This window comes from Actinoplanes subglobosus (assembly GCF_042650585.1).
Lineage (GTDB): Bacteria > Actinomycetota > Actinomycetes > Mycobacteriales > Micromonosporaceae > Actinoplanes > Actinoplanes subglobosus.
Genome location: NZ_JBHSBL010000002.1, coordinates 104,833 through 122,477, shown reverse-complemented (window position 1 = coordinate 122,477; position 17,645 = coordinate 104,833). Strand labels below are relative to the sequence as shown.

Sequence of the window (17,645 nt, the reverse complement as noted above, 5' to 3'; positions counted from 1 at the left end):
TTTCTCGGGTTCCAGTGGCTGATGCCGCCGGTCAGGTGGTGTGGAAGGCGGCGATGCGGTCCCACATCGCGACGGGGTTGGCGTACATCGGCCAGTGCCCGCTGCGCGGGATCGGCGCGAGCTCGACGCCGCCCGCGGCGAGGGCGGGCAGGTAGGACAGGTGGGCGTTCTGCTCGCCGTACATGAACATGAGCGGGCAGGGCAGTTTCAGGAACGTCGTCATCAGGTCGCCGTGGTCGGACAGCTCGACCATCGAGGTGAAGATGGGCCGGACAACGCCGGGCCGGACCTTGTGCCGCAGGCCGGCGGCGTACAGGGCGGCGGAGTAGGCCGGGGTGCGGCGGTTGCGGTCGATGAAGTCGTCGAAGAATGCCTCGTCGTCGGTGGCGGGGTGGGTGACGACCTGGCGGCTGAGGAAGCAGTCCTCCGGTGCGACGTTGCCCTCGATGTCGACGAAGCTCAGGACCCGGTCGGGGTTGCGGGCGGCGAGGAGCAGTGCGGTCAGGCCGCCCATGGAGTGCCCGACGAGGTGAAACCGGTCGATGCCCGCGTGATCGAGCATGGCTTCGGCGGTGGCGACGAGGAACGGGATGGACACCTTCGCGGTGTCCGAGCAGTCGCTCTGCCCGCAGCCGGGGGCGTCGTAGGCGAGCAGGCCGCGCCCGGTGAAGGCGGGGTGCAGGGCGGCGTCGGCGTAGTCCTCCTTGGTGGAGCCGAAGCCGTGCAGGAACACGACCGGCTCCCGGTGGCCGTCGCGGCGCACGGTGGCGAGGGCGAGGTCCACATCGTCGACGCGCAGCCTCACCGTTTCGTCGGTGAGCGGCTCTGCCGACGGTACGGCGTGGTGGGGATCTTCGTGGGTTGTCATCGTCCGAGCCTGTTCAGTGCGTCGGTGAGGCGGTCCAGGGCCTTGTCGAGGGCGGTGTCGTCGATGGCGAAGCACAGCCGCAGCCGGCCGGGGGCGTCGAACGCCTCGCCCGGCACCACGGCGACACCGGCGTTGTCGAGCAGCCAGGCCGCCAGTTCGGCCGTGGTGCTGATGTTGTCACCGTTGCGTTGCAGCAGAGCCGTCACGGAGGGGAACAGGAACATGCCGCCGGCGGGCAGCGGGCAGTCGACGCCGTCGACAGCATTGAGGGCGTGGTGGGCGCGGTCGCGGCGCTGCCGGTAGATCGCCTTGGTAGCGCGCAGGTCGGCGGCACCGGCGATGAGCGCTTCGACGGCGGCGGCCTGGGTGATCTGCGGCACGTGGGTCGCGGTGCGGGCCAGCATGGTGGTCGCCGCGGCAACGACCGGCGGTGGGGCGGCGAGCCAGCCGACGCGCCAGCCGGTCATCGAGTGGGCCTTGGAGACACTGTCGATGACGATGCACCGCTCGCGCAGCTGCGGTGCGGCGTGCAGGGCGTGCACATGGTCGCTGTCGTAGACGAACGCCTGGTAGACGTCGTCGGTGATGACCCAGACGTCACGGCGGGCGGCCCACGCGGCGATCTCGGACCACTGCTCCTGATCGTAGGTGGCGCCGGTCGGGTTGGCCGGGTTGGCGAGCACGACAGCGCGCGTGCCCGGCACCCACGCGCGCTCCAGCGTCTCCGCAGTGGCCAGGAAACCGGTGGCATCCGTGTCCACCGGGCGAGGCTGTCCGCCCGCGGCGAGCACGGCCGCCTGGTGGCCGGGCCAGCCGGGCGTCACGACCAGCACGGTGCTGCGCGGCGAGGCCACGATGGCGTGCATGGCCAGGAACAGGGCGTGCTTGGCGCCCAAGCTGACCAGCAGGTCGTCGGCCGCCCATGGCAGTCCGATCGTGGCGGTCAAGCGTTCGGCCACGGTGTGACGCAGGGCGGGCAGGCCGGCGGCCGGGCCGTAGCGGTGCATTGCCGGGTCCTTCACCGCCCGGGCCGCGGCGTCGCAGATGTGCTCCGGCGTCGGGGTGTCGGGCTCCCCGGCGGCCAAGCTGACAACGTCGACGCTGGCGGCACGCAGGGCGGCGGCCCGGTCGCTGATCGCGAAGATCGGGTTGTCGCTCATCAGCGCATCCCTGTCGTGTCGGTGCTCGGGGTGAGGCGGTAGTAGTCCAGCGTGGTGGTCCCGGCCCGGATCGCGGCGAGGGCCTGCCGCTCGGCAGCGACGCGGGCGTCGGCACGCTCAAGGGTGTCGGTCACGGTGCCGGCCGGTACGACGACCACGCCGTCACCGTCGCCGACGATCAGGTCCCCGGCGTGGATGACCGTCCCGCCGACGCGAACCGCGGCGCCGAACCGGCCGGGGTGGTCCTTGCCGGTGCCGAGGACGGTGACGTGCCGGGCGAAGACCGGAAAGCTGAGGGTGGCCATCTCGGTAACGTCGCGGACACCGCCGTCGACGACGAGTCCGACGATGCCGCGCTGCTGCGCGGCGACGGCGAGGATCTCGCCCCAATGCCCGTGGGCCGCCTGTTGGAGGTCGACCACCAGCACGCCCCCGGCCGGGGCCAGCGCGACGGCCTGGTGCAGGGCCAGGTTGTCACCGCCGATGCCCCGCACCGTGAACGCCGGCCCCGCCAGCCGCGCTCCCGCCCACACGGCCCGCAAGCCCGGGTCGCAGACGCGCACCGACGATGGTGACGCCTCGTAGACGGTGGCAGCGCTGTGCCCCCGCGCTGCGTCACTCATGACTGCCTGCTCTGCAGCTGGTGGTAGCCGAACCGCTCCCGGGCGGCGCGCAGAGTGCTGCCCGCGCGGGCGGCGGCCACGATCTCGGCCTCCACGCGTTCGATGTGCGCGGCGAGCTCAGCCACGCGTATGGCGTCGGCGGTGGGCACGACGACCGCGCCGTCAGCGTCGGCACACACCAGATCACCAGGCTTGATCGTGACCCCGGAGACCCTCAGTGGTTCACCGACGGCGACCAGCCGGACCCGGTCCTTGCCGGTGCGCATGAACCGGCCCCGGCTGAAGATCGGATAGCTCTGTTCCAGCGATGCGGACACGTCGCGGCAGACCCCGTTGATCACAGTGCCGGCGATACGTCGCGCGGCGGCGACCTCGGTCATGATGCCGCCCCACACGGTGACGTCGGTGCGGCCGTCGTTGTCGATGACGATCACGGCGCCCTGAGGTACGTCGTCGAGGAAGTCCCCGACCGACCCACGTTCGTCGTCCGCGGGCGCGTATCGCACGGTGAACGCCGGCCCGACGGCACGGAAGTCGTTCGACAGTGGGCCGAGGCCGTGCAACGCACCGGCGAGACCGACCCGGTCGAGGGCATCGGAGATCGCCGCAGTGGGCAGCGCCCGCAACCGGCCCAGCACGTCGCCGGCCCTGTCGAGGGCGGTCACTGTTCGGTCCCGGCCAGGCGGGCGTCGCGCATCGCCTTGGGCAGCGGCACCCCGGCACGGACCTCGGCCTCGATGCGGGCCTCGCGGTCGGCGATGGCCTGCGCGGCCTTCAACACCTCAGCGGCCCGGGTCCGAGGGACGACGACGACTCCGCCGCCGTCGGCGAGCACCACATCGCCCGGGTGCACCGTCACGGCGCCGAGCTGGACCGGCTCGCCGGTCGACTTCTGCTGCAACCGGCCCCGCGCGGTCGCCGGGACCTGCCCGCGGGCGAACACCGGGAAGCCGAGGCCGCGGGCCTGCTCGACGTCACGGCAGGCACCGTCGGTGACCACGCCGCGCACCGACCGGACGGTGGCGCCGACGCTGAGGATGCCACCCCAGGACGACACGTCGAGGCGTCCGTCGTTGGCGATCACCAGGATGTCGTCGGCGCCGGCCTGCTCCACCGCCTCGGTGAGGATGTGCGCGCCGCGGTGTTCACAGGTCAACGGCTCGAGCTCCGCTGTCGCCGCGAACCCGGCGACCCGCGGGCTGTCCCACATCGGCCGCAACCCGCCCTGCCCCGGCGGCAGACCGCAGCCGTCGAGGGCATCGGACACCGCAGCGGTGTCCAACGCCGCGAACTGCGCCAACAGTGCTGCATCAGCTGTCATGCCTTCCAGTCAACGTACCCAAGCCGATATGTGGAAGGTCTGATTTCCTCTGCTACCGATATGCTCAGCGACTTGATTGGTACGCTGAGGGCATGGAGGTGCGTCAAGCCCGGTACTTCATCGCCGTCGCTGAGGAACTGCACTTCGGCCGAGCAGCGCAGCGCCTGCACATGTCCCAGCCGCCGCTGTCGCAAGCCATTCAGGGCATGGAGCGGGATCTCGGCGTCGCGCTGCTGCACCGCACCAGCCGCCAGGTCACCCTCACCAAAGCGGGCGAAGTGCTCCTGGCCCACTGCCGGCTGCTCGTGCGCGACGCCGAACGCGCCCGCACCGCCGTCGAACACGCCCGCGACGGACTCAGCGGCCGGCTCGTCATCGCCGCCGTCGCCTCCGCCTTCACCGACGTCCTGCCCACTGCCCTACACCAGTACCGCGCTGTGCGCCCCGACGTGCAGCTTCAACTCGTCGAAGTCGACACCGAGACCGGCGCCCGCGGCGTACAGGACCGCACCATCGACATCGCCCTTGTCCGCCGCGCCACCGGCGGCCCCGGCTACCGGGCCGTGCCCCTGCGCCACGACCACTTCATCGCTGCCCTGCCCCTGGGCCACCCGCACGCCGAACCGGCCCGCGACCCCCTCGATCTCAGGGCCCTCGCCGGCGAGCCGTGGGTGTGGATCCCACGCGACATCTCACCCGGCTACCACGACGAAGTCGTCACCGCCTGCCGCCGAGCCGGCTTCAGCCCCGACGCCCGCCACCAAGCCACCACCATCGCCACCCAACTCGCCATGGTCGCCTGCGGCCTCGGCGTCGCCATCGCACCCTCACTGGTCGCCGCGGGTCACCACGACGTCAAGACCCGACAGCTACGCGAGCGCGCGCCGCTCGTAGCGCTGTCTCTGCTGGTCGGTGAACAACCTGACCCGCTGGTCGACCATTTCGTGGCTACGGTCTCCACCGCCCTGCGGCTCGACAAACCATTGTCCCCGTGACCGCCGCAGCGTGGGGACTGTGGCGTGACGGGCCGCGCATTATCGGCGGCAGATCCGGACGTCTGTCGGTCAGGTCGAGACTTCCCCCTCCCATGTTTTGAGCGTCAGCGCCTCACCGTCGACGTCCAGTTCGAGACCGATCAGCTCATCGACCTGGTTGAGCACCGGTTCAAGCGCAATAAGACGCTTGGCGAGCACCGAGGCGAACGGCACCTCGTCGGAGGCATCCCGCAACATCCAGCGCGATCCGTACCAGTCATAGTCGTAGGCGTCCAGCCAGGCACGATCTCCAGGGTGGGTTCCTACCAACTCAAGAGACCAGTCGCTTCGGCCAGCGAGGAAGAGGCCCAAGTCTTCCTCGAAGACAAAGTGCACCGGCCCAACGCTGCGGTCGTCGAGTTCGCCATCCTGGTGCCAGCCCAACCGTTCAACCTTCAGGAGCTTACGGCCGATCAGCGCGTCCATCTGTAGGATCCTTCCAGCCGGCACACACCTTACTGACCAGCTCAGGAACGCCTTCGCCCAGCGTGGCGGCATCATCGAGTGCGCGCTCATGGCACGAGCGGGGCGCTGGCCAGCAGCGGTCAGCCGTGACGCTGGGGTTGCGGGAGGATCGCGGCACGAGAGTAACTTCCGTCGAGTGCCGGACGACATCACGCTCGAGCTCGACCGAGCGACCGCCGAGGATCTTTACGCGACTTTGCATGAGGTCGGAGAACAAATCGCAGCTGGCGCCCCGATCACTCCGCCGACTGCGGACGAGGTCCAGCGGCTGGCAAGCCTTCTGCGGGATCTCGGCCACCGCCTCGGCCGTCGTTGCTCGCCTTACTGCGACCACCTGAACGGACCTGGAACGCGCGGACTGCGGCATGTCCGGATGGCGGAGAGCCTCGATCAACCGACCGCGCCCCGCTCGCTGATGACCTTGCCGCCGAGCCCGGACCGGGAAGTGGGCTGACCGACCAGCTCCACGAGAACGTCGTCACGGCATTCGTCGCCGAACACGGAGCTGACGGCCTGGGTGAACGCGGAGACCAGTTGCGCCACGACTGTGGCCGCGTCCGCTCTGGCAAATACTTCCTCGCGCATGCCGAAGGTAACCGAGGGCGCGGCCGTGGCGACCGTTGCTCCGCCGCGAGCCCATCGTCCGGCGGGAATGCCGACAAGCCTGACTTCCACCGACGGGCGGATCCATTCGCCGTACGCGGACACGACGGCGCCCGTCAGTTCCCGGATGAGGTCTGGCTCATGCCCAGCGAGCTCGTCCTCGAGCGCGTAGAGCGTCACGTGAGGCATCGACAACTCCTCTGGTGCCAGACAGCAACGACCGGACCGTCGTCGGCCGTTTGTAGTCCGCAGCGTAGAGGCTGCCCGTCGCTCGCCGGAAACGATTTCCCGTCCTGCCTGTGAAGTACGTCTTTCGGAACTGCCGCCCGCCGATGCAGTGTAATTCGCCGCTACGCTCCGTGGCGAGCGGATCGCGGCAGATCCGGATGCACCAGCGGCACAGCCGTAGAGCCCTTACGGGGGCGTCCCGCTCGGCGCCCTCGCGGTATCAGGCCCCGACGCAGAACTCATTGCCCTCCGGGTCGGCCATCACGACATGGTGGCCGTCGAACGTCGAGAGAACACTGCCGCCTGCAGCCACCAAAGCCTCCACCTTCGCTAAGATCCGCGGCCAGGCGTCCGGGCCCTTGCCCACGCGAACGTCGATGTGCAAGCGATTCTTCGCCACCTTCGGCTCGGGCACGTCGAGCAGGACAAGCCGCGGGCCGACCCCTTCGGGATCCTGCAACCATGCACCGCCGCCCGCATCGTCCGGCTCTTCGCCGAACGACGCCGCCCACTCGTCGCGAGTCTTGAACGGGACAGGCGGGGGCTCGTCCTCGTAGCCGAGCGCCAGCTTCCAGAACCCGGCGAGCGACGTGGCGTCGCGGGTGTCGAAGGTCAGGTCGATCCGCAGCGTCATGGGTGGCCAGCGTACTCGCGGATGGTTGGCCTTGCGACGGCGCCGGTATCCGGGTGGATAGCTTTCACGGCCTACCTTGACACGCACTGGCACCGGTATGTCCGCGAACTGAGCTAACGAGCCGACTGTCACATTCCATAGCAATCGGTTCGGCGGCACGAGAGTGCGTTGCGGGCCGAGGGGATTTGAACCCGGGGCGGCATGGCACGCTAGCGTCTCTAAACGTCTACGAGCCGCCTCGTGTACCCGGATGCAGCTCATCGGCACTGCAATAGACCCACTCTGCCACCTGCCCGCCGCAGTTTCACGAAAACAGCACCCGGCAGGCGGTTTCGGTGTGCAGGCACAGCAGTAGTGCGTCGAGGATGGCGTCGTTGCCGCTGGTCCGGGCCACCTGGTTGATGCCGTTGAGTTCGCGTGGGGTCATGGCGCGGTGGGTGTTGGGTAGCCGGCGTGGTTTGGCGATCTGATGGGCTGGGCTGGCCGCGGCCGGGATGAGCCCGTCGGCGATCGCGCGGACGAAGAAGGCCCGGGCGGCGGCGATGACGTGTTCGCCGGCGTGCCGGCCCCCGCGGCCGTTGCGCCGCGAGACGGCGGTGGCGGCGGCTTCGCGTTGCAGGGCCTCGATGTCGGTCGCGGCGATCGTGTCGAGGCGGCGGTCGCCCCACAACGCGATCATGCGATGCCAGTAGTTGCCGTAGGTGCGGCGGACGCCCGGCCCAGCGGCGGCGATGACATGTGGCAGGTACTCGGCGAGCGTCGGCGTCAGGGCCGGGGTCGGCTCGGCGGCCTGCAGATCAGCGATGGTGACGCCGAGCTGCGCCAGGGCCTGGCGTGCCTGCGCGATGTGTCCCCGGTCAGCCATCGTCGTGGCCGGTCGGCTGGCGGGCGTAGTGCTGGGTCAGCAGGTGGCGACGAGAGCCGGACGGTGCACGACCAGCAGATCTCGGCTGGGCACGGCGACCAGCGTGACCCGAGGATCGGCGTCGAGGCCGGCCAGTGTTCGCGCGGCGACCGGCACGGTCAGCTCGCCGCGGCTACCCACCGTCTGCTGGCCCGTCGGGCTGGAGCCGAAGACGACGGCGTCGGTCTCGACCGTGAGATCCAGGTGGTGTCCCGGCTCCCACTGCAGTGCTGTCAGTAGTGCGAGGGCGCAGAACCGTCCGGACGCGTCGATGCGTGCCACATCGAGCAGGACCAGCTCCGCCGCGACGTCGGTCGGTTGGCCGCGTCGCCCTAGCGCCGGTACCGCCAGGGGAATCAACGGTGCGGAGCGCCGTGTCTCCGGAGGGATCAGCGCCCCGATGAGCTGCTCGGGGCAGGTGGCGGGCGGCTGCTGCGACGAGCCCATGCCGCTCATCGTCGACCGAGCCGGAGATCGCACAGACCGGAAAACGCAAGGTCAGAAGGTTCGACGTGCCACCGCCGTCGAACCCGTTGCCGTTAACAAGTGCTACGCGCGGGGCTCGATCGCCCCCGCTGGCGGGAAGGGTGTCCGCTTACCGCGGGATCTCGCCAAAACTGGTTTCCGAGGGAGGATTCGAACATTTGGACGTAGCACCCGTTTTCATTGTGAGTGCTCATGTAATCAAGTATAGCGGTATTGACACGCAGGAGCCGCTGCCGGATGGGGTAACCGACGGTGATCGCCGCTAAGTATTTGCGCGCTGCCGCGGCGAGGTGCAACGGGGACGGCGGCATTGACAACCGTGGCGGGTGGTACACCTTGGTCTCGGAATCGCATCGCGTTCAGTAATCCCTGCCGACCCGCCGTCATCGAGGCGGTGAAATTGTCGTCCAGCGGCGCCAGAGCGTGCTGCCAGGCTGAATGGATAAGCCTGGGTCGCAGCCGCCGGCCTCGCATCGGCCGTTGGCGAGCAGGTCGCGGCCCGGCCGGTAGCGTTGACCCTGTCAGCCTGCCGATCGTGGTTGGCGGTGGTAGGCCGGCCCTCGTTCCAGCGTGCTACCGTGATCGTGGCGTAACGCGACGGTGGTCAATGCCATCGCCGACAGCGCACTTCAACGACTACGCAGCCGGGTGCGCAACCCGGCTGACATGTCTCGCCCCTGTCTTTCGACCCAGGCTTGCCGGCCAACGCAGCCTCGGTTAGAGCCGTCGTTCGTGGAGGTAGACGTGATTCGGGAGTTCGTTGCGCACACCAGTCCAGGAAAGGGCCGCATCTTCGCCCTAGTGGATGGCGACTACTCGTTGGAAGCCGTGACGACGCTCGGCTCGAACGATCTCAACCTGGTGGCAGCGTTGGTCTCCGGACTCAACAACTACTTGGCTGACCGTGACGAGGCGCCGCTGACGGCAATCCTCGATCAACTGCCCAATGCGGTACAGATTGCGATTCGCAACTTCATCAAGACAAGGTGCCACTTCGAGGTGGGCATGTATACCGACTGCGGTTTCAACGAAGTCGTCCGTCAGGAGGTGTCCTTCGGGCCGCTTCGCGCTGGCTTCCTCGTGGAGGAGTTCACTGACTATCTGGCCGCCGCTTACATGCTCGGCCTCGGCATCAGGGTGACGAACGAAGTCGACGACGGCGAAGTGTTTTGGTCGGTCGAACTTCGCGCCGACGAAGCATTCATACCGGCCGGAGAGGAACCTCGGACCTGGCCGCTGCCACCAGACGTACCTGTCCTGAGTATCTGGATCAGCGAGAGTACGCACGATGGGCCGACAGCCAGCGCAGTCAGAGCCGCACTCGACGCGAGCGAGAAGGGCCATTGGACCCGGATACACACCATCGCTCACGGTGGCGTCAGATCGACGCGAGGGTGGAGCGCGACATCCGAATTTGTTGTCGACGTCCTTGACGCGCCGATTCCTACGGCCAAGGAGAACTTGACGACATAGGTGATGGGAGGGCGTTCGTTGCCACGATTGAGCATGTCCAAGAGTCGGGTCAAAAGCATCCGATACCGCGGTGACCTGATCGAAGGATTCCTCGGGCATACCGGCCTTACCCTCGAGCCTGACACAGCCAAATATTCAACCTCTGCAGCCAGCGACTGACTTCTTGCTCGGCCTGGCAGGCCGAGCAAGAAGTCAGCGCTGCAGCGTTCTCAGGGCTTCTGGTTTCGTGGGAACTGTGTTGCTTCCGGAAGCAGGTCGAAGATGCTGTTCATCGAGTTCGGTGGGTAGATCTCATCTGCCTCGGCGATACCGGTCCAGTCGGAGTCGGTGAACTGGAACATCCACAGCGCGTCTAGCTCGAAGTCACCGTGGGCTTCGGGAAGGTGTCCGAACTCCTCCTTCATGGATTCGACTTCGAGTTCACTGCCTCCGACGTGGCCATCGAGGTACGAACGGGCCGCTTCGTCCAGCATGAGTAGCTCGGCGATGGTGTGCGGCACGGGAACCTTGCCCTGGGCGAGGACATCGCACAGGTCGATACAGGTCTGCGCGAGCCGGACGAAGAACTTCGGCGGCTGAGCGATCAACGACTTTGGGAAGCCGACCGCAGGACCCTCGGTCCCCCACATGAGGTCTTCGGCATGCCCCACCAACACATCCGCGAGGTCGTGCAGCGAACTGTAGAGCGCGGCCGCCCAGCGTGGTCCGACATCCCAGAACGCACACCCGCAGTCGTCGATGTCGTCGGTGATGCAACGACAGGTTCCGCCCGGACCGCATCGGTTCGTTCCGGGCTCGTCGCCGCGGCTTGCTGCGTGGCCGGGGCATCCGTCGCAGTTCTCACAGCCCTCGGCGGGACACTGCGTTGCGGGAAAGAGCTTGGCCCACTCGATGGTACCGCCATCTCCGGGCAACTCAGGGGTGCTCAACTCGGTGATGAACCAGGGGGCGAGGAAGTCCCGCTCGTCGTTGTCATCGATCCGTTCGTCGCGGGCACGTTCGAGGTTGGCTCGGACGCTGGCAGGCAAACTGAACCACAGCCCGGAGAAGGCCTCAAGACCTCGCTTCGGTGAGTTCAGCATGTTGCAGATTGTGACCGCCTCATGTGGCCAGTCGACGGTGGCGATGGCGTCGAGCTCATGGCCGTCACCTTTATCGACGAGCGCCATGATGCGCGACTTAGTGGTGGTGTGTTGAGGGACGAATGCCAGGACTTTTCGGGGCACGACAGCTCCTCCCGAACGCGCCAAAGACGCGATGGGCCAGGGTTAAAGTTTGGGGTGCCGCGCTGGTTGTCCCGGTACGACCAAAGACTCCGCTTCGCGATTCTTCAATCTAGCACGATAGTCAAGGTTGTCCGCTCGTGACGGCGCTCGTCCACCGTCGGCTGGATGCCTCTCACGCTGTGGTGGTCGCCGTCGCTGCCGCGACGTTTCAGCCTCGACCCGGTGAACTGGGTACCAGCCGTTGATCGGCAGGGCATGGTCGACCCACGCCACCGACGACGGGACACCGCAGCTGCTGCTGCCGCTCGGCGTGGGGTCACTACTGAGTACCGCCGCGTTGCTTGCCTGGACAGTGCGCTCGTCGCCGGACCCGAGCGGCTGCGGCTCCCTGAGGCGTCAGCTTCCGATGTCGGCGTGCAGCTTGTCCCGGCGTTCGTGGAGGATTCGGCGGTCTGATGGCAGCACTTCAAGACCGTGCTGCACGGCTCGGGACGCGTTCGCCGACCGCGAGGGTCGCGGCGAACCAACCAGGCAAACTGGGGACCCGGATGATGTCGGTTACCGCCGTCCCGTTGCACACCGGGACGGCGGTGATGCTGGGTTCGCTGCGTGCGCGTCAGCTGCGGAGGGCATCCGCCAGCCGGGGTATAAAGTTGCGCACCACGGGGTTGCGGGGCGCCCGGCGGAACTCGCTCGCCAACTGTCGCAGATCGGATTTGATCGTCGCGGATTCCGCTCTCGTCAATGCTTCCAGCACTGGCTCGGCGACGAGGCAGGCCTGCTCCATCTCGCCGGACGCGGCAAGTGCCAGCGCGTAGCGGGCCGAGTAGCGGGCTATCGACCGGTGCGCGGTGGGCGGGATGCGATCGATCTCCCGTGCGAAGATGTCGACGGCTTCCCGTGGCCGACCTAGGTCGTGCAGGCACCAGGCGCTCACCATCGTCACCGGATCGCGCAGGGTGGCTGTGCCGAGAACCAGGTCGCCGTGCTCGTCCGCGGTGCCGAGCAGGATGCGGGCCCGCTCCAGGGCGCGCCAGCAAGAGTCACTGTCGTTCGCCAGGGCGTGCCCCTGCGCCTCACGCTGGGCCGCCAGACCGGCGATCCGCGGGTTGTGGGTCTGTTCCTGGGCGAGGCGAGCCAAGGTAATGGTGTTGCGCGCGTCGTAGCGGTACATGGTCACCAGTGCTTGCCGGACCAGAGCATATGCGGCGAGGTCGCTGAATCCGGCTGACTCCGCCAGCTCGCAGCTCTGATCGGTCCACCACATGGCAGCGTCGTCGTTGCCGGCCTCCTGTGCCATCCATCCCGCGTACTCGGCATATCGGGCCGCCAGAACCAGAATCCGTCCGCGTTCCGCCGGATCATCGCCGTTTGCCATCACGCGCAGGGCGTTGGTCTGTGCCACCAGAATGGGAATCAGTGCGGCCGGCGACATGGTCTGGCCCAGCCGCCGCATCGCACCGAACATCGCCTCGAAACTGGGCACCGTCGACTCCTGAGTGTGACGAGGCACCCCAGCCGGCCGAAGCCGCCAGGAGAAAGTCGTCGCCACCCCCAGCGAATCCGGTCCAGGACGGTGTGCACCGGAGAACTCACTACGTCCATCCGGGCCGAGGGCCAACGCCCAGATGGCGGCTGACTCCGCGGCGGGCGGGGCGGTAGCGCGGCGGGAGTCCGGTACCAGCGCGGCCAGTTCGCCGTCCGCGCCGAGCGCCGCGTCACACCGGCGCGCCAGGTCGACGCTCGGCACCTTCAAACCGTTCTCCACCTTGCTCAGGTAGCTCTTGCTGTAATGCACGCTGCGGCTCAAGGCAGCCAGTGAGACACCCGCCTCGACGCGCCTATTACGCAGTTGACTGCCGAAATCGGATTCCGTGGAGCCCGTCACTCTGTCTCCCGTTTCCTCGGAAATGGCGGGCCGGGCAACCGCTTTGCTTCTTGCCCGGCCCGCCGCATGGTTGATTGCAGCGGATCGATCGCAGACGAGCCGTACCGAATTCCTTTCTACCACTCTGGAGCGACTGGCATGAAGAGGCGGAAGGGCGAAATCATTCCCGTCGGAGTGCTCGCCGTCGTTGCCGGCGCAGCGACCACGATCATGGCCTGGAGATTCCCGGACCTGATCACCGCGCTGTCCATCGGTTGGCTGGTCTCGACTGGCGTTGTCTCCCGTTTCCCGCGGTTTGGTCCACGGGAAACGCCTGGGAAGGTGAGTGAATTCCGCCGATCATCCATCGATGAGTGTGCATGTGGACAGGATGCGGAGCGGGTGATTAGTCACGTATGTTCCCGCTCAGTGCTGACAGTTGATCTGTCGATCAACCATGTGGGGGAAAAATGAGCGACGAAGTGTTCATCAGCTACCGGAAATCGGATGCGGCTGCCGAAGCGCGACTGATCGCAGATCGCGTGAATCAAAGGTTCGGTAATGGATCCGCGTTCTTCGACAATCAGTCGATCGAGTTGGGTACCGATTTCCGGCGCCGACTGTGGCGAAGTCTGGCGGGTTGTCGCGCGGTCATCGCCGTAGTCGGCCCGGACTGGGCCGGAGTCGTTGAGGGTGGTGGCCGGCGCATCGATCGGAAGAACGACTTTGTGCGTTCGGAGATCGAATGCGCGTTGCGTGAGCGGCTCAGGATCATCCCGGTACTCGTCCGCAACGCTGCCCAACCGGACGCGGCGTCGTTGCCGAAGTCATTGCGGCCACTCGCTGACCGGCAGTACCTCACGATAACCCACCGCAGTGCCGACCGGGATCTGAACTATCTGATGGACCAACTGACGGAAACCACCCCGGCAGCTCATGTGGCAGTGCCGGTGCTAACGGATCGTGGCGGTATTCACATCAGCGGAGGGCGGATCCGCGGCGACGTGGTCAATGGATCGAAGACGGTGAACCACCATGGCAGATGAGGTGCACGCCGACGAGGAACCGACTCTCATCGATGAGCCTGAGCCGCGTCCGAACCAGAACAGCGACACCACGGCCAGAGATACCGGCCGGCTCAGCGAAACACCGGCAGTGCGACCCGAACCGCACCACACGCACGCCGACGAGCCCGAGGGACCGGACATACCGGAAACACCCTCCGCGGCCACGAGCGCGGAACCCGAACCGGGCAAGGTCTCCGACCGGCTGGCGTGGATCGCGGAAGCCGACCGGCTCTTCGTAGAAGGCGACTTCGTAGCCGGTGATAAAAACGTCTACTACCTCGGGAAAGGCAAGCGCCGCGTCAGGATGCCCCGACTCGCTCCCCAAGTCGAGGACCCGGCGCGTTCGGCGTTCGCCGAGCCAGGCGACTGGGCTCAATTGCAAGAAGGGTTCTCTTCGCGCAACGCCGCGGTGCTGGTGGCGCCGTCGGGATTCGGCGGTACGACGGTTGCCACGAGACTTCTGATCGACGCCGGAAACGAACCGATCTATGACCTGGACGCCACCTTGGATCTGCGGCTCTTCGCCGATCTCGTCGAGGATGGAGACCCCGAGAAACGGATCCCGGAGGCCGGATTCCTCCTGCGCGTGCCGCGCAGCCCCACCGCGCTGTCCGGAGCCGAGCTGCAGAAAGTGGAACGTCTGCTGTCTCGCGTGTCGGCTCGGTTGATCGTGGTCACCGGCCCGGATGCCCGTCTCGGTGACGACGAAGTCCTCGACCTGCGGCTTGAACTCAAGGAACCGCCGGCACACCGCTTGATCTTTGAGAACCATCTACGCGAGCGTATGGGCAGTCGCAACGGGCAGATTCTCGAGCAGGACGGCCTCTCCGCGATGGTAGACGACCTGCTCAGTCCGGACCTACACCGGCGAAGGGCAGCTCATCTGGCCGCGTTCATACAACAGAAGGAACGGGACGGAATAGTCGACCTCGCGGCCGTCCAGGACCTGATGGAGCAGCGTGACACCGACGACTTCACGATCTGGTTCGACAACCTTTTCGATCGGGGTGATGGGCAGTTCATTGTCGCGCTGGCGGTGCTCGACGGCCTTCCCTTCGAGGACGTGCTGGAGAGCTCCAAGAAGCTGGCCAGGGATCTGGGGGCGACCGCCAGGCAGAAGGGTAAGTATTGGAACCGGCTCGCAGAGTTACGAGCGTGTACGGTCCAGACGTACGCCCGCAACGGTGCTTTCGGCCGGACCGTCGTCCCGGCCATCACATACAAGGACGGCGCTTACCCCCGCAAGATCATCGAGCACTTCTGGCGCAGGGGCGGCCGCAACGAAGGCTTTCTCCGTTGGCTGACGAATCTCTCCTCGGACAGTGTGCACAGCCCGATCGGAATCCGGGCGGCCAGCACACTCGGCAGGTTGTCTCTCCTGAACTTCGATCACCTCTACCGGAAAGTGTTCCTGCCCTGGTCCGGGGAAGAGTCCAGAAAGCGGCGTGACGTCGTAGCGCTTGCTCTGCGAGCACCAGCGTCCACCAAGCGGACCACCGCGAACGTCGTCAGGCTGATAGATGACTGGCATGGGCTGCAGGGCGACCCGCGCCGACAGGCAACGGCGGCCCGCGCCTACGGTATGGCCTTGCGGGATGAAGACCCGCACCTGCTCCTCGACCGCCTCGGAAGGCTGGCCGTGGTTTCCAACGATGAGGTTGTGGCCGCAGTAGGCGAAAGCCTCAGCGAGCTGATCGGCCGGAATTACGGGCGGTTGGCACCGATGGTTCTGCGTGAGCTGGCCAACTGGCGACACAACTACCGCAGAGAGCACGCAGTCGTCCACGGCTTCCTGGCCGCGACGTCAAACCTGGTAGCAGAGGTCCGGGACGATCAGCCTGAAGGCACGCCTGTCCTGTGGCCGACGTTGCTCCTTCTCGCTGATCAAAATCCGCAGCTTCGCGATGATTTGTGTGACCTTTGGGCCTGCGCACTCACCTCGTGGACGGTACCCGGCGGAGGTCAGCAGGCGCTCACGCACTGGGCCGTCATGGCCGAACGCGATGGCGGTGCTCGTCAAGCCCTGACCTACCTGCTGGGTGCGGTCTCACAGACCGATGACCGGACCCAGCGGATAGTGCGCCGCATCGCCACCGAGTGGGCAAGCCCGGACCATCTGCAATCCGTCCGCCGGACCGCCGAACAGGTGAAGGAACACCTCGACCGGCTCGATCTCACCGCACCCGTGGAGTCCAAGTCATGACGGATATCTTCAATCCGATCCTCGCCTCCGAGGCAGCCTTCTTTCCCGCCGCGCGGGACGCCGACGTCGCCCGCCCCGGCGTGCGCGTCGTCTACACCGACAACGAGGGATCGGTAGTCCGGCTGGATGACAAGTTGTCGCGATGGATCCGGCGAATAGCCGGATTCAACTGGATGCGGCATTACATCGATATCGGCGATCATCGCCTGAACGTCGAGCTGCGTGGCCGCCAGTTACCCGCTCGGGGAGAAGCGACGTTCTTCGAAGCCACACTCGACATCGGTTTCCGTGTGGCGGACGCCGCTGAGGTTGTACGCCGCAACCTTGTCCTCGGTGACACGGCCATTATCAACCCGATCATCGCGCAGATGCGGCCCATCGCCCGGCAGTTCGAGATCGAGGAATCGCTGCTCGCCGAGGAGACCATCAACAGCAAACTGGGGGCAGGCTTTTCCCTGCCGGAAGGTATCAGGATCTACCACCTCAACGTCCGGCTGGCACCGGACGAGGCAGCGCGGGCGCACCTGACGAAAATGCGCGAGAACGAACGGGCTCGTGAGATCGACGCACAGCGGCACGACGACGAACTCTCTCGTACCGATCGGGAGAACGCGATCAAGCAGCGGCAACACGCGGCCGAACTCGATCGGTACAAGACCGCCCTCGAAGCGGTGGACGGGCTCAACCTGGACCCATACCAACTACTGCTCGCCCACGTCGCCGAGCACCCGCAGGACACCCAGGGAACATTCGACCTGTTGATGCGTGTGTGGGAGGCGGGCATCAAGCAGGAGGACACCCGCGACGCACGCTCCACCGAACTGCTTCGGCACCTGATTCAGATCGGGGCAGTCCAGGCAGCCGACATCGAACGATTCCGTGATGAACTGACCGATCACGTACGCCGGACATCGACGCCGAAACGTCGGGCTGGCGCAAGCTGGGACGCCCCACCAGTCATTCCCAACGGGGTTCAACTCGGCCCGGTCAACGAGCATCCACCGGCCACTGGGGACGACGATGCCCCCTAGCCTAGGTGCAGTGGCACTGCTGGTCTGTCGACCGATGCCAGCTCGTACAGAGCCGCAGTTGCTGACCGCCTAACTCAAGGTCCGAAGCCGAGTTCGGCGAGTGAGGCTGCGAGTTGATGTGGTTGGCCGGTCAACGCAGCGAGTGCGGCGGCGACAGCTGGCAGGTTGGCCTTGATGTATGTCGTCGTGGGGGTGCTCTTCTTGTCGGTGTAGCCGGCGTAGGCGCGGGCGATGCTGTAGCCGAAGTTGCGTTCGACCCAGGTGAGTGTGGTGTGGCGTAGCCAGTGAGTGGAGATGCCTTGCGCCGCGACCCAGGGCAGGTGCTGGCCGAGGCGGTGCCACAGGTGGTCGTAATGGCGTGTGGTGATCGGGTGGCCGTTGCGGCAGCGGAGCACGCTGTCGTCTGGATACCGGGCACCGCGTGCTGCGGCGTGGTCGAGCAGACGCGCGGC

At 66.8% G+C, this 17,645-nt stretch carries 19 protein-coding genes; 6 read left to right on the top strand and 13 right to left on the bottom strand.

Going from position 1 to position 17,645, the window contains the following annotated elements:
* Positions 1 to 31: 31 nt before the first annotated feature.
* The 5 genes from ACFO0C_RS01130 to ACFO0C_RS01110 are packed head-to-tail and all read right to left on the bottom strand — an operon-like array spanning position 32 to position 3,972.
* On the bottom strand, positions 32 to 868 hold the full coding sequence (locus ACFO0C_RS01130) for an alpha/beta fold hydrolase (RefSeq protein ID WP_378064522.1): 837 nt from the start codon (positions 866 to 868) through the stop codon (positions 32 to 34).
* Positions 865 to 2,028 carry a pyridoxal phosphate-dependent aminotransferase gene (locus ACFO0C_RS01125; RefSeq protein ID WP_378064521.1) on the bottom strand — a complete coding sequence of 388 codons (1,164 nt, stop codon included), beginning with the start codon at positions 2,026 to 2,028 and terminating at the stop codon, positions 865 to 867. Before ACFO0C_RS01125 ends, ACFO0C_RS01130 begins: the two co-directional genes overlap by 4 nt.
* Entirely contained in the window at positions 2,028 to 2,651 is a 624-nt protein-coding gene (locus ACFO0C_RS01120) for an RraA family protein (protein ID WP_378064520.1), read from the bottom strand. The genes ACFO0C_RS01125 and ACFO0C_RS01120 overlap by 1 nt, the downstream gene beginning before the upstream one ends.
* The gene (locus ACFO0C_RS01115) at positions 2,648 to 3,316 is read right to left on the bottom strand and encodes an RraA family protein (protein WP_378064519.1); all 669 of its coding nucleotides are present in this window, start codon (positions 3,314 to 3,316) and stop codon (positions 2,648 to 2,650) included. Before ACFO0C_RS01115 ends, ACFO0C_RS01120 begins: the two co-directional genes overlap by 4 nt.
* Positions 3,313 to 3,972: an RraA family protein gene (locus ACFO0C_RS01110; RefSeq protein ID WP_378064518.1), complete on the bottom strand. Its 660-nt coding sequence runs from the start codon at positions 3,970 to 3,972 to the stop codon at positions 3,313 to 3,315. Before ACFO0C_RS01110 ends, ACFO0C_RS01115 begins: the two co-directional genes overlap by 4 nt.
* A gap of 92 nt (positions 3,973 to 4,064) precedes the next feature.
* On the opposite strand from ACFO0C_RS01110, the gene ACFO0C_RS01105 reads away from it, so the two are divergent.
* Positions 4,065 to 4,967, top strand: a complete 903-nt coding sequence (locus tag ACFO0C_RS01105; protein WP_378064517.1) for a LysR substrate-binding domain-containing protein — start codon at positions 4,065 to 4,067, stop codon at positions 4,965 to 4,967.
* Between the two features lie 69 nt (positions 4,968 to 5,036).
* On the opposite strand, the gene ACFO0C_RS01100 is transcribed toward ACFO0C_RS01105, so the two are convergent.
* From ACFO0C_RS01100 to ACFO0C_RS01080, 5 genes are all read right to left on the bottom strand, one after another.
* Positions 5,037 to 5,432, bottom strand: a complete 396-nt coding sequence (locus tag ACFO0C_RS01100) for a hypothetical protein (protein WP_378064516.1) — start codon at positions 5,430 to 5,432, stop codon at positions 5,037 to 5,039.
* A gap of 429 nt (positions 5,433 to 5,861) precedes the next feature.
* Positions 5,862 to 6,263: a hypothetical protein gene (locus tag ACFO0C_RS01095; RefSeq protein ID WP_378064515.1), complete on the bottom strand. Its 402-nt coding sequence runs from the start codon at positions 6,261 to 6,263 to the stop codon at positions 5,862 to 5,864.
* 259 nt (positions 6,264 to 6,522) lie between these two features.
* Positions 6,523 to 6,936, bottom strand: coding sequence for a VOC family protein (locus ACFO0C_RS01090; RefSeq protein WP_378064514.1), 414 nt, complete (start codon positions 6,934 to 6,936; stop codon positions 6,523 to 6,525).
* A 304-nt stretch (positions 6,937 to 7,240) separates the two neighbouring features.
* Positions 7,241 to 7,801 carry a hypothetical protein gene (locus ACFO0C_RS01085; RefSeq protein ID WP_378064513.1) on the bottom strand — a complete coding sequence of 187 codons (561 nt, stop codon included), beginning with the start codon at positions 7,799 to 7,801 and terminating at the stop codon, positions 7,241 to 7,243.
* 36 nt (positions 7,802 to 7,837) lie between these two features.
* Positions 7,838 to 8,287 carry a hypothetical protein gene (locus ACFO0C_RS01080; RefSeq protein ID WP_378064512.1) on the bottom strand — a complete coding sequence of 150 codons (450 nt, stop codon included), beginning with the start codon at positions 8,285 to 8,287 and terminating at the stop codon, positions 7,838 to 7,840.
* Positions 8,288 to 9,070: 783 nt separating this feature from the next.
* On the opposite strand from ACFO0C_RS01080, the gene ACFO0C_RS01075 reads away from it, so the two are divergent.
* Positions 9,071 to 9,799, top strand: coding sequence for a hypothetical protein (locus tag ACFO0C_RS01075; RefSeq protein ID WP_378064511.1), 729 nt, complete (start codon positions 9,071 to 9,073; stop codon positions 9,797 to 9,799).
* 209 nt (positions 9,800 to 10,008) lie between these two features.
* Here ACFO0C_RS01075 and ACFO0C_RS01070 read toward each other — a convergent pair whose 3' ends face one another.
* Both ACFO0C_RS01070 and ACFO0C_RS01065 read right to left on the bottom strand, forming a co-directional pair.
* Positions 10,009 to 11,025 (bottom strand): hypothetical protein, encoded by a 1,017-nt coding sequence (locus ACFO0C_RS01070; protein ID WP_378064510.1) that lies wholly within the window; start codon positions 11,023 to 11,025, stop codon positions 10,009 to 10,011.
* 616 nt (positions 11,026 to 11,641) lie between these two features.
* Positions 11,642 to 12,913 carry a helix-turn-helix domain-containing protein gene (locus ACFO0C_RS01065; RefSeq protein ID WP_378064509.1) on the bottom strand — a complete coding sequence of 424 codons (1,272 nt, stop codon included), beginning with the start codon at positions 12,911 to 12,913 and terminating at the stop codon, positions 11,642 to 11,644.
* Positions 12,914 to 13,051: 138 nt separating this feature from the next.
* On the opposite strand from ACFO0C_RS01065, the gene ACFO0C_RS01060 reads away from it, so the two are divergent.
* Genes ACFO0C_RS01060 through ACFO0C_RS01045 form a run of 4 tightly spaced genes read left to right on the top strand, consistent with a single transcriptional unit; the run spans position 13,052 to position 17,193 of the window.
* Positions 13,052 to 13,366, top strand: a complete 315-nt coding sequence (locus tag ACFO0C_RS01060) for a hypothetical protein (protein WP_378064508.1) — start codon at positions 13,052 to 13,054, stop codon at positions 13,364 to 13,366.
* Entirely contained in the window at positions 13,363 to 13,938 is a 576-nt protein-coding gene (locus tag ACFO0C_RS01055; protein WP_378064507.1) for a toll/interleukin-1 receptor domain-containing protein, read from the top strand. The genes ACFO0C_RS01060 and ACFO0C_RS01055 overlap by 4 nt, the downstream gene beginning before the upstream one ends.
* Positions 13,928 to 16,162, top strand: coding sequence for a hypothetical protein (locus ACFO0C_RS01050; RefSeq protein WP_378064506.1), 2,235 nt, complete (start codon positions 13,928 to 13,930; stop codon positions 16,160 to 16,162). The genes ACFO0C_RS01055 and ACFO0C_RS01050 overlap by 11 nt, the downstream gene beginning before the upstream one ends.
* The gene (locus ACFO0C_RS01045; RefSeq protein ID WP_378064505.1) at positions 16,159 to 17,193 is read left to right on the top strand and encodes a hypothetical protein; all 1,035 of its coding nucleotides are present in this window, start codon (positions 16,159 to 16,161) and stop codon (positions 17,191 to 17,193) included. Before ACFO0C_RS01050 ends, ACFO0C_RS01045 begins: the two co-directional genes overlap by 4 nt.
* Before the next feature lie 74 nt (positions 17,194 to 17,267).
* On the opposite strand, the gene ACFO0C_RS01040 is transcribed toward ACFO0C_RS01045, so the two are convergent.
* A complete protein-coding gene (locus tag ACFO0C_RS01040; protein ID WP_378064504.1) occupies positions 17,268 to 17,588 on the bottom strand; it encodes a hypothetical protein in 321 nt (106 codons plus the stop codon).
* Positions 17,589 to 17,645: the final 57 nt, after the last annotated feature.

Excerpts from the sequence above, each read along its gene's own strand:
- ACFO0C_RS01100 (WP_378064516.1), bottom strand. The coding sequence starts at position 5,432 with ATGGACGCGCTGATCGGCCGTAAGCTCCTGAAGGTTGAACGGTTGGGC.
- ACFO0C_RS01090 (WP_378064514.1), bottom strand. The coding sequence starts at position 6,936 with ATGACGCTGCGGATCGACCTGACCTTCGACACCCGCGACGCCACGTCG.
- ACFO0C_RS01105 (WP_378064517.1), top strand. The coding sequence starts at position 4,065 with ATGGAGGTGCGTCAAGCCCGGTACTTCATCGCCGTCGCTGAGGAACTG.
- ACFO0C_RS01080 (WP_378064512.1), bottom strand. The coding sequence starts at position 8,287 with ATGGGCTCGTCGCAGCAGCCGCCCGCCACCTGCCCCGAGCAGCTCATC.
- ACFO0C_RS01130 (WP_378064522.1), bottom strand. The coding sequence starts at position 868 with ATGACAACCCACGAAGATCCCCACCACGCCGTACCGTCGGCAGAGCCG.
- ACFO0C_RS01110 (WP_378064518.1), bottom strand. The coding sequence starts at position 3,972 with ATGACAGCTGATGCAGCACTGTTGGCGCAGTTCGCGGCGTTGGACACC.
- ACFO0C_RS01085 (WP_378064513.1), bottom strand. The coding sequence starts at position 7,801 with ATGGCTGACCGGGGACACATCGCGCAGGCACGCCAGGCCCTGGCGCAG.
- ACFO0C_RS01125 (WP_378064521.1), bottom strand. The coding sequence starts at position 2,028 with ATGAGCGACAACCCGATCTTCGCGATCAGCGACCGGGCCGCCGCCCTG.
- ACFO0C_RS01055 (WP_378064507.1), top strand. The coding sequence starts at position 13,363 with ATGAGCGACGAAGTGTTCATCAGCTACCGGAAATCGGATGCGGCTGCC.
- ACFO0C_RS01050 (WP_378064506.1), top strand. The coding sequence starts at position 13,928 with ATGGCAGATGAGGTGCACGCCGACGAGGAACCGACTCTCATCGATGAG.
- ACFO0C_RS01045 (WP_378064505.1), top strand. The coding sequence starts at position 16,159 with ATGACGGATATCTTCAATCCGATCCTCGCCTCCGAGGCAGCCTTCTTT.
- ACFO0C_RS01095 (WP_378064515.1), bottom strand. The coding sequence starts at position 6,263 with ATGCCTCACGTGACGCTCTACGCGCTCGAGGACGAGCTCGCTGGGCAT.
- ACFO0C_RS01060 (WP_378064508.1), top strand. The coding sequence starts at position 13,052 with ATGAAGAGGCGGAAGGGCGAAATCATTCCCGTCGGAGTGCTCGCCGTC.
- ACFO0C_RS01120 (WP_378064520.1), bottom strand. The coding sequence starts at position 2,651 with ATGAGTGACGCAGCGCGGGGGCACAGCGCTGCCACCGTCTACGAGGCG.